At 63.2% G+C, this 13,519-nt stretch carries 13 protein-coding genes; 9 read left to right on the top strand and 4 right to left on the bottom strand.

The genetic code is table 11. The annotated features are described in order from the left end of the window. Positions 1-29 precede the first annotated feature (29 nt). Positions 30-1,097, top strand: coding sequence for a LuxR C-terminal-related transcriptional regulator (locus tag QEN71_RS37190; protein WP_201654820.1), 1,068 nt, complete (start codon positions 30-32; stop codon positions 1,095-1,097). 34 nt (positions 1,098-1,131) lie between these two features. Here the strand turns inward: QEN71_RS37190 and QEN71_RS37185 are convergent, their stop codons facing one another. Next, positions 1,132-1,323, bottom strand: a complete 192-nt coding sequence (locus QEN71_RS37185) for a hypothetical protein (RefSeq protein ID WP_201654823.1) — start codon at positions 1,321-1,323, stop codon at positions 1,132-1,134. A 170-nt stretch (positions 1,324-1,493) separates the two neighbouring features. Between QEN71_RS37185 and QEN71_RS37180 the strand changes: the two genes are divergently transcribed. From QEN71_RS37180 to QEN71_RS37170, 3 genes are read left to right on the top strand one after another with little or no spacing between them, the layout of a single operon-like run. Continuing rightward, the gene (locus QEN71_RS37180; protein WP_233471991.1) at positions 1,494-3,215 is read left to right on the top strand and encodes an adenylate/guanylate cyclase domain-containing protein; all 1,722 of its coding nucleotides are present in this window, start codon (positions 1,494-1,496) and stop codon (positions 3,213-3,215) included. 47 nt (positions 3,216-3,262) lie between these two features. Then, the gene (locus QEN71_RS37175; RefSeq protein ID WP_201654829.1) at positions 3,263-4,552 is read left to right on the top strand and encodes a phosphatase PAP2 family protein; all 1,290 of its coding nucleotides are present in this window, start codon (positions 3,263-3,265) and stop codon (positions 4,550-4,552) included. 41 nt (positions 4,553-4,593) lie between these two features. Further along, positions 4,594-6,828, top strand: a complete 2,235-nt coding sequence (locus QEN71_RS37170) for a S8 family serine peptidase (protein WP_201654832.1) — start codon at positions 4,594-4,596, stop codon at positions 6,826-6,828. A 121-nt stretch (positions 6,829-6,949) separates the two neighbouring features. On the opposite strand, the gene QEN71_RS37165 is transcribed toward QEN71_RS37170, so the two are convergent. Beyond that, positions 6,950-7,219: a hypothetical protein gene (locus QEN71_RS37165; RefSeq protein ID WP_201654835.1), complete on the bottom strand. Its 270-nt coding sequence runs from the start codon at positions 7,217-7,219 to the stop codon at positions 6,950-6,952. A gap of 311 nt (positions 7,220-7,530) precedes the next feature. Here QEN71_RS37165 and QEN71_RS37160 point away from each other — a divergent pair, with 311 nt between their 5' ends. The 3 genes from QEN71_RS37160 to QEN71_RS37150 all read left to right on the top strand — a co-directional run bounded on the left by QEN71_RS37160 (position 7,531) and on the right by QEN71_RS37150 (position 9,831). Continuing rightward, a complete protein-coding gene (locus tag QEN71_RS37160; protein WP_201654838.1) occupies positions 7,531-8,904 on the top strand; it encodes a M14 family metallopeptidase in 1,374 nt (457 codons plus the stop codon). After that, positions 8,901-9,311, top strand: coding sequence for a LysR substrate-binding domain-containing protein (locus QEN71_RS37155; protein WP_233471992.1), 411 nt, complete (start codon positions 8,901-8,903; stop codon positions 9,309-9,311). The genes QEN71_RS37160 and QEN71_RS37155 overlap by 4 nt, the downstream gene beginning before the upstream one ends. A gap of 250 nt (positions 9,312-9,561) precedes the next feature. After that, positions 9,562-9,831 (top strand): hypothetical protein, encoded by a 270-nt coding sequence (locus QEN71_RS37150; protein WP_201654841.1) that lies wholly within the window; start codon positions 9,562-9,564, stop codon positions 9,829-9,831. A 15-nt stretch (positions 9,832-9,846) separates the two neighbouring features. Here the strand turns inward: QEN71_RS37150 and QEN71_RS37145 are convergent, their stop codons facing one another. Further along, complete coding sequence (locus QEN71_RS37145) at positions 9,847-10,506, bottom strand: TetR/AcrR family transcriptional regulator (RefSeq protein ID WP_201654844.1); 660 nt, start codon at positions 10,504-10,506, stop codon at positions 9,847-9,849. A 132-nt stretch (positions 10,507-10,638) separates the two neighbouring features. On the opposite strand from QEN71_RS37145, the gene QEN71_RS37140 reads away from it, so the two are divergent. Then, complete coding sequence (locus QEN71_RS37140; RefSeq protein ID WP_201654847.1) at positions 10,639-11,034, top strand: DUF3331 domain-containing protein; 396 nt, start codon at positions 10,639-10,641, stop codon at positions 11,032-11,034. A gap of 184 nt (positions 11,035-11,218) precedes the next feature. After that, complete coding sequence (locus tag QEN71_RS37135; RefSeq protein WP_201655243.1) at positions 11,219-12,685, top strand: HDOD domain-containing protein; 1,467 nt, start codon at positions 11,219-11,221, stop codon at positions 12,683-12,685. 42 nt (positions 12,686-12,727) lie between these two features. Here the strand turns inward: QEN71_RS37135 and QEN71_RS37130 are convergent, their stop codons facing one another. Continuing rightward, positions 12,728-13,411 (bottom strand): HAD family hydrolase, encoded by a 684-nt coding sequence (locus QEN71_RS37130; protein WP_201654850.1) that lies wholly within the window; start codon positions 13,409-13,411, stop codon positions 12,728-12,730. Between the last annotated feature and the right edge of the window lie 108 nt (positions 13,412-13,519).

Genomic DNA, 13,519 nt, shown 5'->3' with positions numbered 1-13,519 from the left:
GTCGATCAACCGCAAAGGAGCAGACGCGCATGCTGATTCTGTTCGTCGCTCCGACAGGTCTGTTCCGCGATGGCGTCGCGCGTCTGCTCGCCGATCTCGGCGAGCGCGTCGACGTGCGCTGCGCCGACTATGCGTCGAACGTGTTCGAGCAGGGCAAGTCCGCCGATCTCGTCGTGCTCGACGGCGACTATCTGCCCGATGCGCTCAGCGTGGCGACGGCATCGCGCCGGCTCTCGGCGGGATTGCCTGTGCTCGTGCTGCTGACGGCCGTCGATCCGCAGACCGTCGAGCAATTCGTGGCGGCGGGCGTTGCGGGGCATCTCGACAAATCGGAGTCGGGCCGGGCGCTGCTGGATGCGCTTCGTCTCGTGCTCGCGGGCAGCCGCTATCCCGCGTCGGCGCCGCTCGTGCTGGAAGCGCTCCCGCCCGCGCTGTCCGCAAATGATGCGCACGCACCCGATGTATCCGCGCTGGGTTCCGAAGAAGCATCCGCAGAAGCATCGTCCGACGCGAAGCCTCACGTCCTCACGCCGCGGCAAATCCAGGTGCTCGCGCTGGCCGCGCGCGGCGAAACCAACAAGTCGATTGCGAAGCAGCTGAACATCACGGAAGGCACCGTGAAGGTGCACCTGTACACCGTGTACAAGGCCTTGAAGGTCGGCAGCCGCGGACAGGCGAGCGTGGCCGCCGCGCGCTTGCAGCAGATCGGCGATGCGCAGTTGCATCACGCGCTGGACGGCCAGCTTTCGGTCGGCAGGCTGCTCGCATTTACGATGCCGACGCGCTTCAAATCGGGCGAAGTGCTGTTCCGCAAGAACGATCCGAGCGATGCGCTGTATTACGTCGTGCGGGGCACGGTCGGTTTGCTGGAGATCGATATCGAAGTCGGGCAAGGCACGGTGCTCGGCGAGATCGGGCTGTTTTCCCCCGATCACCGGCGCACGTGCACGGCGCGCTGCGTCAGCGACTGCGAACTGCTGATGGTATCGGCGACGGATGCCATGCGTCTTTATTATCAGGATCCGGAATTCGCCACTTATCTCATACACCTGATCACGCGCCGGCTCGAAGCGGACAAGCTGCGTGTGAAAAACTAGTTTCGTGTGCAGCGGTTTATTTACATGCGCGATATCAATCGCCGGGCTGTTTGTCGCGCTTTGTGTGACGCCGCGCCGATTCGATAAAAAAGGCCGTTTTAAACGGCAGTTTTTGACCTATAACACATACCAATCGCACGTCGAAATGACCGTCGGGCGCGCGTTTGGCCGCGACCTCCGCGACATGCGAACCATCCGCACTTCGATCCGCCGGACGCAGCGTCATCTCTGCATGCGTGGCCGCTGCATTGCGATGTGTTCTCAACCATCGCGCGAATGCAGTTAAGCGGATCGCGAGCCGATTCCACGTACGCTTCAAAGGTCTGGAATAACGTGACTGCAGATTCCTCCTGCTCACCCGATGGGCTCGCGCGTGTCGTCCGTACGGTCCTCTTCATGGATCTCGTGGAGTCGTGCCGGCTGATCCAGGACAACGAAGTCGAAGCCGCGGGACGGTGGCGCAAATACAAGGCGCGCATCGAGCACGACATCGTGCCGACGCATCGCGGCCGTCTGATCCGCACGGAAGGCGACGGGCTGATGGTCACGTTCGTCGAACTGCGCGATGCGCTCGCGGCGACCTTCGCGATCCAGCGGGCATCGGACGAGACCAACGCAGGTCTTCCGCCCGCGACGCACATGCTGCTGCGCATGGGCCTGCACGTCACCGAACTCTACGAAGACGAACGCGACGTGTATGGCCGCGGCGTTAACCTGGCTGCGCGGCTCTATACGCTTGCCGGGCCCGGCGAGATCGTCGTGTCGGCGCAGGTGCGCGATCAGCTGACGCCCGAACTCGACGCCGATATCGAAGATCTCGGCGAATGTCATCTCAAGCATTTCGACCAGCCTGTGCGCGCGTACCGGATCGGGCCGCCGGGACCGCGTCCCGTGATCGAGCCGGGCGCTGCCTTTCTGCCTGAATTGCGGCCGACCATCGCGGTGATTCCATTCGCGTCGCGCGGCGGCGAAGCGGAGCAGCAGGTGCTCGGCGAAGTGATGGCCGACGAGATCATCTCGTCGCTGTCACGCACGGCTGAACTGCAGGTGATCTCGCGCCTGTCGACCACCACGTTTCGCGAGCGCGACGCGACGCTCGACGAAATCAGCGCGTTTCTCGGCGCGCGCTATGTGCTGTCGGGCGCGTATCGTTCGTGGGGCGATCAGATCGTGCTGGTGGTGGAGCTGGCGGAAGCGAAGTCGCGTCACATTCTGTGGACGCAGAGCATCAAGGGACGCGCGACGCACATCATGCTCGGCGAAGACGAACTGATCGACCGCATCGTCGCCGAAACGAGCAGCGCCATCATCGACCGCGAATTGCAGCGCGCACGCTCGCAGGCGCTGCCGTCGCTCGCCAGTTCGACGCTGCTGATGAGCGCGATCGTGCTGATGCATCGCGGCGTCTCGCACGACTTCCATCGCGCGCGCGACATGCTCGAAGCGCTGATCGAACGCGCGCGGCGTCAGGCGTTGCCGCATGCGTGGCTCGGCAAATGGCATGTGCTGCGCTTCAATCGCGGCTGGACCGACGACCGCGTGGGCCAGGCGCAGGCCGCGCTCGACTGCACGCGCCGCGCACTCGATGCCGATCCCGATTGCTCGCTCGCGCTGACGATCGACGGTTTCGTGCACACCAATCTGCTCAAACAGCTCGACGTGGGACAGCGGCGCTACGAAAGCGCGCTCGACGTGAATCCGAACGACTCGCTCGCGTGGCTGCTCAAGGGCACGCTGCTCGCCTTCGAAGGCGAGGGCGAACAGGCCGTCGATGCCACCGAGCGCGCGTTGCGCCTCTCGCCGCTCGATCCGCTGCGTTACTTCTACGAGTCGCTTGGCGCGACGGCGGCGCTGTCGGCGGGACGTTACGAACGCGCGGTCGAACTCGCGCAACGTTCGCTGCGCGTGAACCGCACCAACACGTCGACGTTACGTGCGCTGGCGATTGCGCAGGCGCTGCTCGGCGATCTCGAAGCCGCGCGGCAAACGGTGCAGGAAGTGCTGGTGCTCGACCCGACGCTGACCGTGAAGAGCTATCTGGACCGCTCGCCGAGCGGCGCGTACGCGACCGGGAAGATCTGGTCGGAAGCTTTGCGTCAGGCAGGCTTGCCGGCCTAGAAGAAGGCGTCGATGCGGTGCGGGATCACTGACAGAGGAGGCCTGTCATGAGCGGACTGGGCGGTGCGGGAGGCGCAGGCGGAGCAGGTGGTGCAGGCGGGGCGGGCGGAGCAGGTGGCGCGGGTGGCGCCGGCGGCGCCGGCGGCGTCTACGATCAGGGCGGAGGCGGCATACCGTGCGACGGGCCGCTGTTCGCCGAAGCGCAGATCGGTCATCGCGACGGTATCGTCGGAAGCTGGCGCACGCCTCAGGACGTGACGCTGAACTTCGACCTTCAGAATTTCCAGCCACTCGACGACTATCGGCAGCTATGGCGCTGGGAGCCCTGGGTCCGCGCAACGGCGATCGACTTCGAGCTGCTGTCCAACTTGCGTTTCTCGATCGAGACTGATGCCGCGACGAATGTTCAGCGTGCGCAGCTCTGGCACCGGCCATCGGCGGCGGGCGCGAACGATGTGAAGATCGTCAGCCTGAGCCGTCCGGACAAGACCGTCTTCGAAGCACAGGCGGAATGGCTCGACTTCTATTCGGATCTGCGTGAAGACCGCATGGCCGAAATACTTTGCCAGCTCGGACCGCAGCATGCGTTCTGGAGCATGCTGATCTATCTGCATCCGAGCCGCACGCCGAGAACCATCGAACTGCTCGATACCGCCGTGCGTCTTGCGATCTTCGCGGAGATCCGCTTCAAGCACGCGATCGCCGCGCCGCGAGCAATCGAATATTCGTCGCAGATTCAACCGATGATCCAGACGCCCGGACATGGCTCGATGCCGAGCGGGCATTCGACGCAGGCGTTCATCATTGCCGTCGTGCTGTGCGCGCTGTTCAATCAGCAATTCGGCACGGTCTTCTATCAGCAGGCGATGCGGCAGGCGTATCGCGTGGCTGTCAACCGCACGGTCGCGGGCGTGCATTTCCCCGTCGACAGCATCGCGGGCCACGTGCTCGGCACGGCGCTCGGCGAATATTTCGTCGCGCGCTGCACGGCCATGCTCCCCGCGGCTCCGTCAGCGCCTCCGCCGCCGCCCGTGGTCCAGCACAACCCGAATATGTACACGCGGCTCAACGGCAAGATCACGCCGCGCTCGTTCAAGGGCGACGTCCTGAAGGCGACCGACAATCCGGATTTCGATTATCACGAACCGTTGAGTCCGAACGACGCGACAAACTATGCGCAGTTGCACAACATCAACGTGAACACCGTACCCGGCCTGTTTCCGTTTCTTCAATGGGACCCGCCCGCCGTCGTCGACGGTTCGAAGATCCTGTCATGGCTGTGGAATCAGGCCGAGGGCGAGTGGAACGGCAACAGTCTCGCGAATACGAAGTTCTGAAGTCACCATAAGCTCTCAACCTTGTTCGAGCGAGGTGGACGATGACCTGGCAATCGTTGACGGGCACGGCCGGTGCGTGGAGCGGTATCGACTGGACGGCGCGCGCCGCCGATACGGCAAGCGCGGATCCATATCTCGCGTGGGCCGATGCGACGCAATTCGCCGACCTTGGCGGAATGCCCGCAGGCCGGGTGCGCATCATCATTGAACTCGAAGCCTATGCGCCGAACGGTACGGCGCAGAGCGCGAAATCTTTCGCGGAAGATCTGGAAGGCGCGCATGCGGCGTGGAAGGCGTGGATACAGGTGTCCTCGCTGTATCGCTATCCGCCCGCTGACCTCGAACCGACACACTTTCTGACGGCTGTCGTGACGAAGCAGTTCTTCAGCGAACTCGATACGACGCTCAAAGGCATTGTGAAGCGCTTCGAACTCGGCATGCCTGTCGTGCCCGATGATCTCTCTGCCTCTGCGCAATTGCCGAATGCGCGCACGCTGGCGGTCGATACAGGCCCCGCGTTCGGTCCCGCGTCTACCGTCGCGGGCACGAATACGGGTGCCACGCAGACAGTGTTCCTCGGCGTGATGGACGATGGCCTCGCCTTCGCACACGAACGGTTTCGCTCGACGGGCACGCCGTCGACCACGCGCATCGAACGTTTCTGGAATCAGGACGACGCAGCGGGCATGCCGCCGTCTCTGCACTACGGCAGTGAACTCACGAAGGCCGATATCGATGCGCTGCTCGCGCGCTGCACGCTCGCAGGCCAGGTCGAAGAAGACGCGGTGTACGCGCAAGCCGGTTATATCAACGTGCGCAAGCGTTGGGCGCATGGCACCGAGGTGATGGATCTCGCGGGCGGCTTGCGGCCCAATCCGCTGCATGCCGCGTCGCTGTCGCAGGCTGAGCAGGCGATGCGGGACGCGCTGAAGAAGGTGCGCGTGCTCGGCGTGCAGTTCAGGACTGCGGGCCGCACCGTGCGCGATACGTCGGGGCGCTGGTTCGCCGTGCATGCGCTCGATGCGATGCGCTACATCCTGCGTTGCGCCGACGATCTTGCCAGCGGCGCGGCGTATTGCGTCGTGCTGAATCTGAGCTACGGCTATATGGCGGGACCGCACGACGGCAGTTCGATCATCGAAAGCGCGATCGACGAACTGATCGATCGGCATCACGATCTGAGCGTCATCGTGCCTGCGGGCAATAGCAACGTGTTGCGCTGTCACGCGAGCTTCACGCTCGCGACTGGCGCGTCGAACGACATCACGTGGCGCGCGTTGCCCGACTGCGCGACGCCGGGCTTCATGGAGCTCTGGTTGCCCGCGGGTGCCGATGCATCGAAGGTGACAGTCCAGGTCCGCACGCCTTCGGGCGATATGAGCCCTGTGATCGAGGTGAACAACATCGTCGCGTGGCAGAACGGCCGTGACGTGGCGTGCAATGTCGTCTATCTGGACCGCGTTGCAACGGGTCAACGCAACATGATCATGATCGCGCTTGCACCAACTATCACGCGTCAATCGTCGCGTATCGCGGCGTCTCCGGGCAACTGGACCGTGACGCTGACGAACGACACGAGCAATTCACTCGACATCCACGCATGGATCCAGCGCAACGAAACAGCCTATGGTTTCCCCATTCGCGGACGTCAGTCGCGTTTCGAAGATCCGAAGTACAAGCGCTTCGTCGGCGGCATGCACGTGCGCGATTTCGACGACAACAACATCGACTCATGGATCAGTCGTCGGAGCACATTGAACTCGATCGCGACGGGCAGCGATACGGTGGTAGTCGGCGGATATCGGCGCACGGATGGCACAGCGGCGGCGTATTCGTCGACGGGGCCGTCGCTGCGCGCAGGCGTGAGAAGTGGCCCCGATGCGACTGCGATCAGCGAGGACTCGCCCGTGTGCGCAGGCGTGCTCGGCGCGAGCACGCGCAGCGGATCGCTCGTCGCGATGTCGGGGACGAGCGCTGCCGCGCCGCAGGTTGCGCGTGTGCTCGTGTGCGCGAAAGTGCTTGGAAATGCAGCCGCGATCGCGCCGCATGCGATGCCGCCGTTCACGACGCGCGACTGGATCCGGCAACAGGCAAATAAAGAAGATCCGGCGCCAGGCCCGGGCGTGCCGCATCAGTTGGGCAAGTGTCCCGGCACTGCAAAGCCGCCTGTCCTGCCGCTGCCGGCGCATTCGTGGGTGGCCCTGCTACCCGAAGTGCGTGAAGGCAAGGGGCGGTTTCCATCGCCGCGATGGAAGAAGCGCGGCGTCAAGCTGTAATGCGAATGCATCGGGAACGTAAAGGACGTCGGCTGCATGTAAAAGGCGCGCATAAACGATGAGCGCAAAAAAGCCCGCCGTTGCCGGCGGGCCCTCGCACTGCACGAAGTGCACGAAGCAATCAGTTGCCGCCTTTGAACAGATCGTTCAGCCGTTGCGCTTCGCCGCTCTGTTGCGAGCGAACGAGATCCTGATAGACATCGGCGCGCGTCTTGCCGCGCGTCATCGCAGAACCGCCCGACATCGAATTCGTCGACATGCCGGGGCCTTCCGAATTGATCGTGGTGTCGGGTGTCGCGTTCGACACGCTGGTCGTGGTGGCTTCTTGTGCATAGGCTTGCATGGCCGTCAGGCAGAGCACGCCGCCACAGAGGATGAGCACCGTCTTCATGTGAGTCTCCTTACGAACTTAGCGGCGCATTACCCGGTTGCGCCGGACCGAGACGAAGCGTGTAAGGCGTTCGATGGGAACGCAATGCACGCCGACCATAGACGTGAGCAACCATCAGGATCTGTTGGGTACAGGATTGACTCTGTTGACACGTGAATCGTGACGCTCGCGAGCGCCGTATGAACCCAGTATGGATGCCAGGCTCGCATGCGCCCATATGACTTTGGTGATACACGCAGGGAATGCACATGCTTCAAATGACCGGGCTGTTCACCGTTCTTGAATAACGCCTTACGTCACAGGAGAAGATGATGTCCCGCTATCACGCACGCATCACGGGTAAAGATCAGGCGGCATTGGCCGATCTCGTGACGAAGCACAAGATTCTCGTTGCGCGTCATACGATCGAAAAGGTTCACGACGGCTATCGCGTCGACGCACATGCGACGGATGCGCAGATCAAGTCGCTCGAAACAGCAGGCTACAAGGTCGAGCGTCTCGAAGACGCGGAAGCGCAAGGCAAGGCGCGTCAGTCGGAGACGCGTGCGCGAATGGCGGGGCCGCAAGCGCTCGAGTCGTTATCGGTGGCAGCGGGCACGGGTTATCTCGACGTCGATCAGGTCGAGGCCGCGCTTGCGGCTGCAACGTCCGCGCCTAACGATGCTTTCACGAAGCTGATCAAGCTGCCGCACACGACGTGGGAAAAGCGTACGTGCCATGCATTGAAAATCGGCAAGGGCAGTGGCGCGAAACGTCCCGGCATCTATTTTCTGGGCGGCGTGCATGCGCGCGAATGGGGCAGCCCGGATATCCTGATTCACTTCGTACAGTTGTTGTCGAATGCGTACACGACGCATACGCCCATCAAGATCGGCAGCAAGACGTTCAGCGCCGCGGACCTCAAGCATGTCATCGAAACGAAAGACCTGTTCGTGTTTCCGCAAGCCAATCCCGATGGCCGGCATTACAGCATGACGTCGGAGTCGATGTGGCGCAAGAACCGCCGGCCTGCGCCTGCGGGCCATACGAAGCCGCAATGCTGTGGCGTGGATATCAATCGCAACTACAACTTCCTGTGGAATTTCCCGCAGTACTTCGATCCCGAAAGCCCCATTACCAATTCCACCGATCCCTGCGATTACGAGGTGTACATCGGTCCTTCCGCCGAATCCGAACCTGAAACGAAGAACGCCGTGTGGATGTTCAACACGTATCCGAACATTCGCTATTTCGTCGATCTGCACAGCTATTCGGAAGACATTCTGTACAACTGGGGCGACGACGAGGATCAGAGCACGCATCCCGACATGAACTTCCAGAACCCGGCTTACGACGGCAAACGCGGCATCGCGAACGACAAGGCGTATCGCGAGTACATCGAGAGCGCCGACAAGAAGATCGCCGTGCATCTCGCGAACCAGATGCGCGATGCGATCAAGGCGTCGCGTGGCCGCGTGTACAAGACGGAACAGTCGATGAGCCTGTATCCGACGGCAGGCACCTCCGACGACTACGCGTTCAGCCGTCACATCATCGACGCGAAGAAGGCGAAGGTGTTCTCCTATACGATCGAATGGGGCAGCCCCGATAATCCGACGCCGTTCCATCCCGCTTACGCGGAGATGAAGCAGATCATCGACGAAGTGACGTCAGGGTTGTTGGCGTTTTGTATCGAAGCGAATTGAGTGCTGCGTGTCATGCGGCTGCTTCAAAGTCGCTTCAAAGTCCTTCGATTAGCACGACGCGATGGCGCGATTTCGAGCACGACGGCATTCCCGTCTCGATCAAGGTGCGGGCGCGCGTGTTCGTCGGTGCGGCAGAGGGCGTGATTGCCTGCGCGCGCGAGGGTCTCGGCATCGCGATGGCAAAGGAGTGGTTGTGCGAACCCGAACTGCGATCGGGCCAGCTCGTCACCGTGCTGGACGACTACCGCCTGCCGCCCGCGCCGATTCATGCCGTGTTTCCCGAAGGCGCGCAGCCGTCGCAGAAGGTGCGGCTTTTCACCGATCACCTGATCGACGTGTTTTCCGCGCTGCATGGCGATACGCGCCTGGCGCCATACCGGAAGTTTGCCGTCGAGCGCGCTTCGTGACGCGCAATCGTTTGCGCGACGCTTTTCTTATTCTCTCGATCCGATGTGCCGATGCATGCCGCATAGGTCCGCGCCTGCCCGCCGCGCCGAATTGTTGCGACGCCTTCGCGAACTGAGACGCATGGTAAAGCCCGGTCGGAAAGCCGCGCTATTGTTGCCTGAAAAGAGCAGGACAGGCCGCGCGCCGGTGCGTCGACTTGTCCGGCAGCGATAGCTAAAAGATCGGGGGCCACACATGCCAGCAGTAAAAATGGAAACGCCGGCGGACGTCGGGACGCTGCGTTCAGCGAGCCTTGCGGACGTGGAACTGGAGCATCTGGAGAGGATGGTTCAGTACGTGGTGCGTCGGACGGAATCGGACGATGTGTCCAAGCTCGACTACGACTACTGGGGCAAGCGCCTGCGCAAGCTCGCGCAAACCTACGATCTGGTGACGACGCAGCGGCAGCGCGTCATCGCGCTGCTGGATCTGCTGGAACGGGAAACGTTGTATCAGGCAAGGCGCACGGCCATCGCCTGAAGCGCCGCGCTGGCTCTAGGCCAGCATGCCGAGCGCCGTCTCCAGCACCGTGCGCTTGAACTTCTTCTCATGGTCGGGCAGCGACGAGAACGCCCGCATCACATGGCTGTACGCGACCGTCTTGCTGATCGCGTTCAGCAGCATGAAAACCATCACGCTGGCATCCTTGACCTTCAACTCGCCTTGCTTCGCGGCATCGGCGAAAAGCGGCACGAGCACGTCGTGATACGGGCGCACCATCCGCTCGATCAGCACGTTCAGCCGCTCGCCTTCTTCCGTCGCCGCCGTCGAAAAGAAAATGCCGACGTCGGGGTCGTCGAACACTTCGTCGATGAAGCGCACGACGGCGCTTTCCACTCGCGCCCGCGCGCCGAGCGGCGAGGTCCGCAAGGCTGCCGTCGCATCGATCATCGGCGCCATCTGGTCCGCGATCTGCTCGACGACGGCAAGCCACAGCGTCTCCTTCGACCCGAAATGATGCGCGACGAGCGCCGCATCCACGCCTGAGTCGCGCGCGATCTCGCGCACGCTGGTCGCCTCGAATCCCCGCTTGCCGAAGGTCTTGCGCGCATTGCGCAGGATCGCGTCCGGCCCGACCGACGCGCTCGACGCCGGGCGCCCGCGCGCGCGTTTCGTTTCCTTGTGGGTTTCCGCTGCTGCCATCACGTCTTTCATCCGATTGAGCCTGCCGACCGTCCGATCAGGCGTGAGTGTAACCGAGCGCTTCAACCGGGGCCGCAACGCCCGGTTTGACACATCTCCATTGCGCCGCTACGATCTCGATATTCATCACGTGTTGAATTAATCATGTCTGAGCCCGTACGGATGGAACCCACTGCCGATGTCTGGCCCCGAACCGTTGCGGCCATCCGCAACTTCGACGTCCGGCCGGAACCCGTCGAAGCGCCGCGGCCCGCCGGGCGCCGGCCGCGCGCGGCGGCTCGCTGGGACGGACGAAGCCAGCCGACGGTGCGCGTGCTGGACAAGCCGACGCCGCAGACGCTGACGGTCTCGTGGTGCGACGCGCGCACGGGCCACTACGGCTATCAGACGTGGCGCGTGAACATCGCGCGCAGGGCGGGCGTGTGCGTGCTGACGGGCCGCGCGATCGAAGCGGGCGAGACGGTCTACTGTCCGCGCGCGAACGGCACGCCGCCCGGCAATGCGGGCGCGATGATCGTCGCGTCCTGTATCGCGTCGTGAAAGAAGGGCATATGTCGCGGATTGGCGACACGGAAAGACTTTGAAATAATGTGCAACGGCACATCGGATCGACAGTTTGCGGTGGGTCTACGACTCATGGGCACGATGATGGGCGGCGGGTTGTGTTTTAATCACGGATACCGTTGTCGTGTCTTTCAACATATCCGTTTTCGATCACCACCCGATGTCCCTCGTCGTCAAGTCCGAATTGCTGGAAAAACTGTGGGCGCGCATGAGCGAGCGCGGGGATTTCCCGATGCTCTCGCAGGCGCTGCGCTCCACCGTGTCGGCGATGAATAACGACGATCTCGACTTCACGTCGCTCGTGCAGGTCGTGCTTTCGGATGTCGGCCTCACGCAGAAAGTGCTGCGGCTCGCCAATTCGGCCATGTATGTCGCATTCGGCGGCAATATCACCACCGTGACCCGCGCGCTGATGGTGCTGGGCATGGATACCGTCGGCCATCTCGTCGTCGGGATGAAGATCGTCGATCACTTCCATCAAAGCGCGCCGCACCGCATCGACGCGAAGCTCGAACTGAACCGCGCGCTGCTCTGCGGCACGGTCGCGCGGCGCATCACGGAAGGCATCGATCTGCGCGTCGCGGAAGAAGCCGTGGTCTGCGCGCTGATGCGGCAGATCGGCCGGCTGCTGGTGGCGTTCTATCTGGAAGGCGAGTGGGACCGGTTGCGTCGCACGGCGGCATCGGATGAAATCGACGACAGCGAAGCCTGTGCGCTGCTGGTGGGCGTGAGTTTCGAGGAAATCGGCGGCGAGGCCGCGCGGCGCTGGCGTCTGCCGGAGACGATCTCGGCGGGCATGCAGGCGATCGGCGCGCCGTCGGACGAGCCGCTCTCCGAGCACGTACGCTGGCTGCGGGCCGTCAACAGCTATTCGACGGAAGTGGGCAATGCGCTCGTCACCCATGCGCCGGGCGACGACCTGGAAGCGCGGCTCACCGAACTCGCGGATCTCTATAGCGACGCGCTGCGGATGGACGCGGCGCGGCTCGACCATCTGAGCGCCGCGTTGATCGACGAAGAGAGCAACGAAGGCCTGATGCAGGAGATTTCCGAGTTGCGCGCGCATGCCGATGCCATCGTGCGCACCGGCAAGTCGGCGCAGGCGCGTCTGTCAGCGGGGCTCGAAGACCTGCGCGCGCTGCCGTCGAGCAAGGCGCTCTCGCCCGTGCTCACGCTCGCTTCCGAAACGATTCTGGCGGGCCTGTCGCTGTCGCGCACGCTGGTGTTCGTGCGCCAGGCCGACGCGCGGTATCACGCGCGCATCGGTTTCGGTCCCGACATGGAGCGCATCCAGCCGACGCTCAACTTCGGCGCAGGCTTCCAGCCCGACGTCTTCCATCTCGCCATCGCGAATCCCGTGGGCATTTTCATCGAGAATGCCCACGAGCCGCGCATGGAAGCGCGTCTGCCGGACTGGTTCAAGGCGCATCTCGGCGACGCGCAGGCGTTCGTGCTGCTGCCCGTCAAGGCCAAGGACACGACCGTCGCGCTGGTCTATGGCGACTGGACCGATCCGCTGGCCGTGCACAAGATCACGCAGCCGGAAATGGCCGTCCTCAACGACCTGACGCGCGAATTGAGCCGTTTCTTTAACGGCGCGAATCTCGAAGAAGCCGAAATGCTTTGATCGCGCGTGTCGCGGCGCGAGCGCGCCGCGACATCCGCACGCTCAATGTTGCCAGCCTGCCAGCAGAGCGGGCAGATGCGCCATCTCTTCGAACACCTCGGCGACGCCGACGGTCCGCAATGCCGCCTTCGAGCTGTGGCCTTTTTCGCTGGGACTGTAGCCGAACACCGTCGCGCCCGCTGCGCGGCCGGCTGTGGCGCCCGTCACCGTGTCTTCGACCACCGCACAGCGTGCGGGATCGACGCCGAGGCCTGCGGCCGCGGCAAGATAGACATCGGGATGAGGCTTGTTGCGGGCCGTTTCATGGCCGCTGAAGATGTGCCCGTCGAAGTATTCGAGCACGCCGATTTTCGCGAGCATCAGGCGGATCTTGAGGCGATCCGCGCCGGATGCGACCGCGATCTTGCCACTTAGCCGCGCGTGCAGATCGGCGACCGTCGCGGCGATGCCTTCGATCGCCATGACCTCGCGGTCGAGCGCGGCATTGCGGCGCTCGCGAAACGATTCGAGCCACGCGGGCGTGATCTTCACGCCCGTTTTCGCTTCGATCAGCGGCGCCTCGTCCATCACGGTCTTGCCGACGAAAATCGACATCGCTTCGTCGATGCTCAACTGCCAGCCCAGATCGCCGAGCATTGCCGTCAGCACGGTATTGGTGATCGTTTCCGAATCGACGAGTACGCCGTCGCAGTCGAACAAAACGGCGTCGAAGGGAAAAGCAGACATCGCGGTCCTTTGTGAGTCGGTCAAAACCCGTTAGGTTAGCGCGACTCGGCGACGTCTGCTGTGAAAGTGGCCGCGCGCAGCAAATACGCGGCGGCCACATTGCACACG

The organism is Paraburkholderia sabiae, assembly GCF_030412785.1.
Lineage (GTDB): Bacteria > Pseudomonadota > Gammaproteobacteria > Burkholderiales > Burkholderiaceae > Paraburkholderia > Paraburkholderia sabiae.
Note: the sequence above shows the minus strand (reverse complement) of the source record. Positions and strands in the feature narration are given on the sequence as shown.

What these genes read in the sequence shown, in the direction of transcription:
- QEN71_RS37150 (WP_201654841.1), top strand. Translation starts at nt 9,562, where the DNA reads ATGGAAACGCCGGCGGACGTCGGGACGCTGCGTTCAGCGAGCCTTGCG.
- QEN71_RS37160 (WP_201654838.1), top strand. Translation starts at nt 7,531, where the DNA reads ATGTCCCGCTATCACGCACGCATCACGGGTAAAGATCAGGCGGCATTG.
- QEN71_RS37140 (WP_201654847.1), top strand. Translation starts at nt 10,639, where the DNA reads ATGTCTGAGCCCGTACGGATGGAACCCACTGCCGATGTCTGGCCCCGA.
- QEN71_RS37190 (WP_201654820.1), top strand. Translation starts at nt 30, where the DNA reads ATGCTGATTCTGTTCGTCGCTCCGACAGGTCTGTTCCGCGATGGCGTC.
- QEN71_RS37170 (WP_201654832.1), top strand. Translation starts at nt 4,594, where the DNA reads ATGACCTGGCAATCGTTGACGGGCACGGCCGGTGCGTGGAGCGGTATC.
- QEN71_RS37185 (WP_201654823.1), bottom strand. Translation starts at nt 1,323, where the DNA reads ATGACGCTGCGTCCGGCGGATCGAAGTGCGGATGGTTCGCATGTCGCG.
- QEN71_RS37175 (WP_201654829.1), top strand. Translation starts at nt 3,263, where the DNA reads ATGAGCGGACTGGGCGGTGCGGGAGGCGCAGGCGGAGCAGGTGGTGCA.
- QEN71_RS37180 (WP_233471991.1), top strand. Translation starts at nt 1,494, where the DNA reads ATGGATCTCGTGGAGTCGTGCCGGCTGATCCAGGACAACGAAGTCGAA.
- QEN71_RS37130 (WP_201654850.1), bottom strand. Translation starts at nt 13,411, where the DNA reads ATGTCTGCTTTTCCCTTCGACGCCGTTTTGTTCGACTGCGACGGCGTA.
- QEN71_RS37145 (WP_201654844.1), bottom strand. Translation starts at nt 10,506, where the DNA reads ATGAAAGACGTGATGGCAGCAGCGGAAACCCACAAGGAAACGAAACGC.
- QEN71_RS37165 (WP_201654835.1), bottom strand. Translation starts at nt 7,219, where the DNA reads ATGAAGACGGTGCTCATCCTCTGTGGCGGCGTGCTCTGCCTGACGGCC.
- QEN71_RS37135 (WP_201655243.1), top strand. Translation starts at nt 11,219, where the DNA reads ATGTCCCTCGTCGTCAAGTCCGAATTGCTGGAAAAACTGTGGGCGCGC.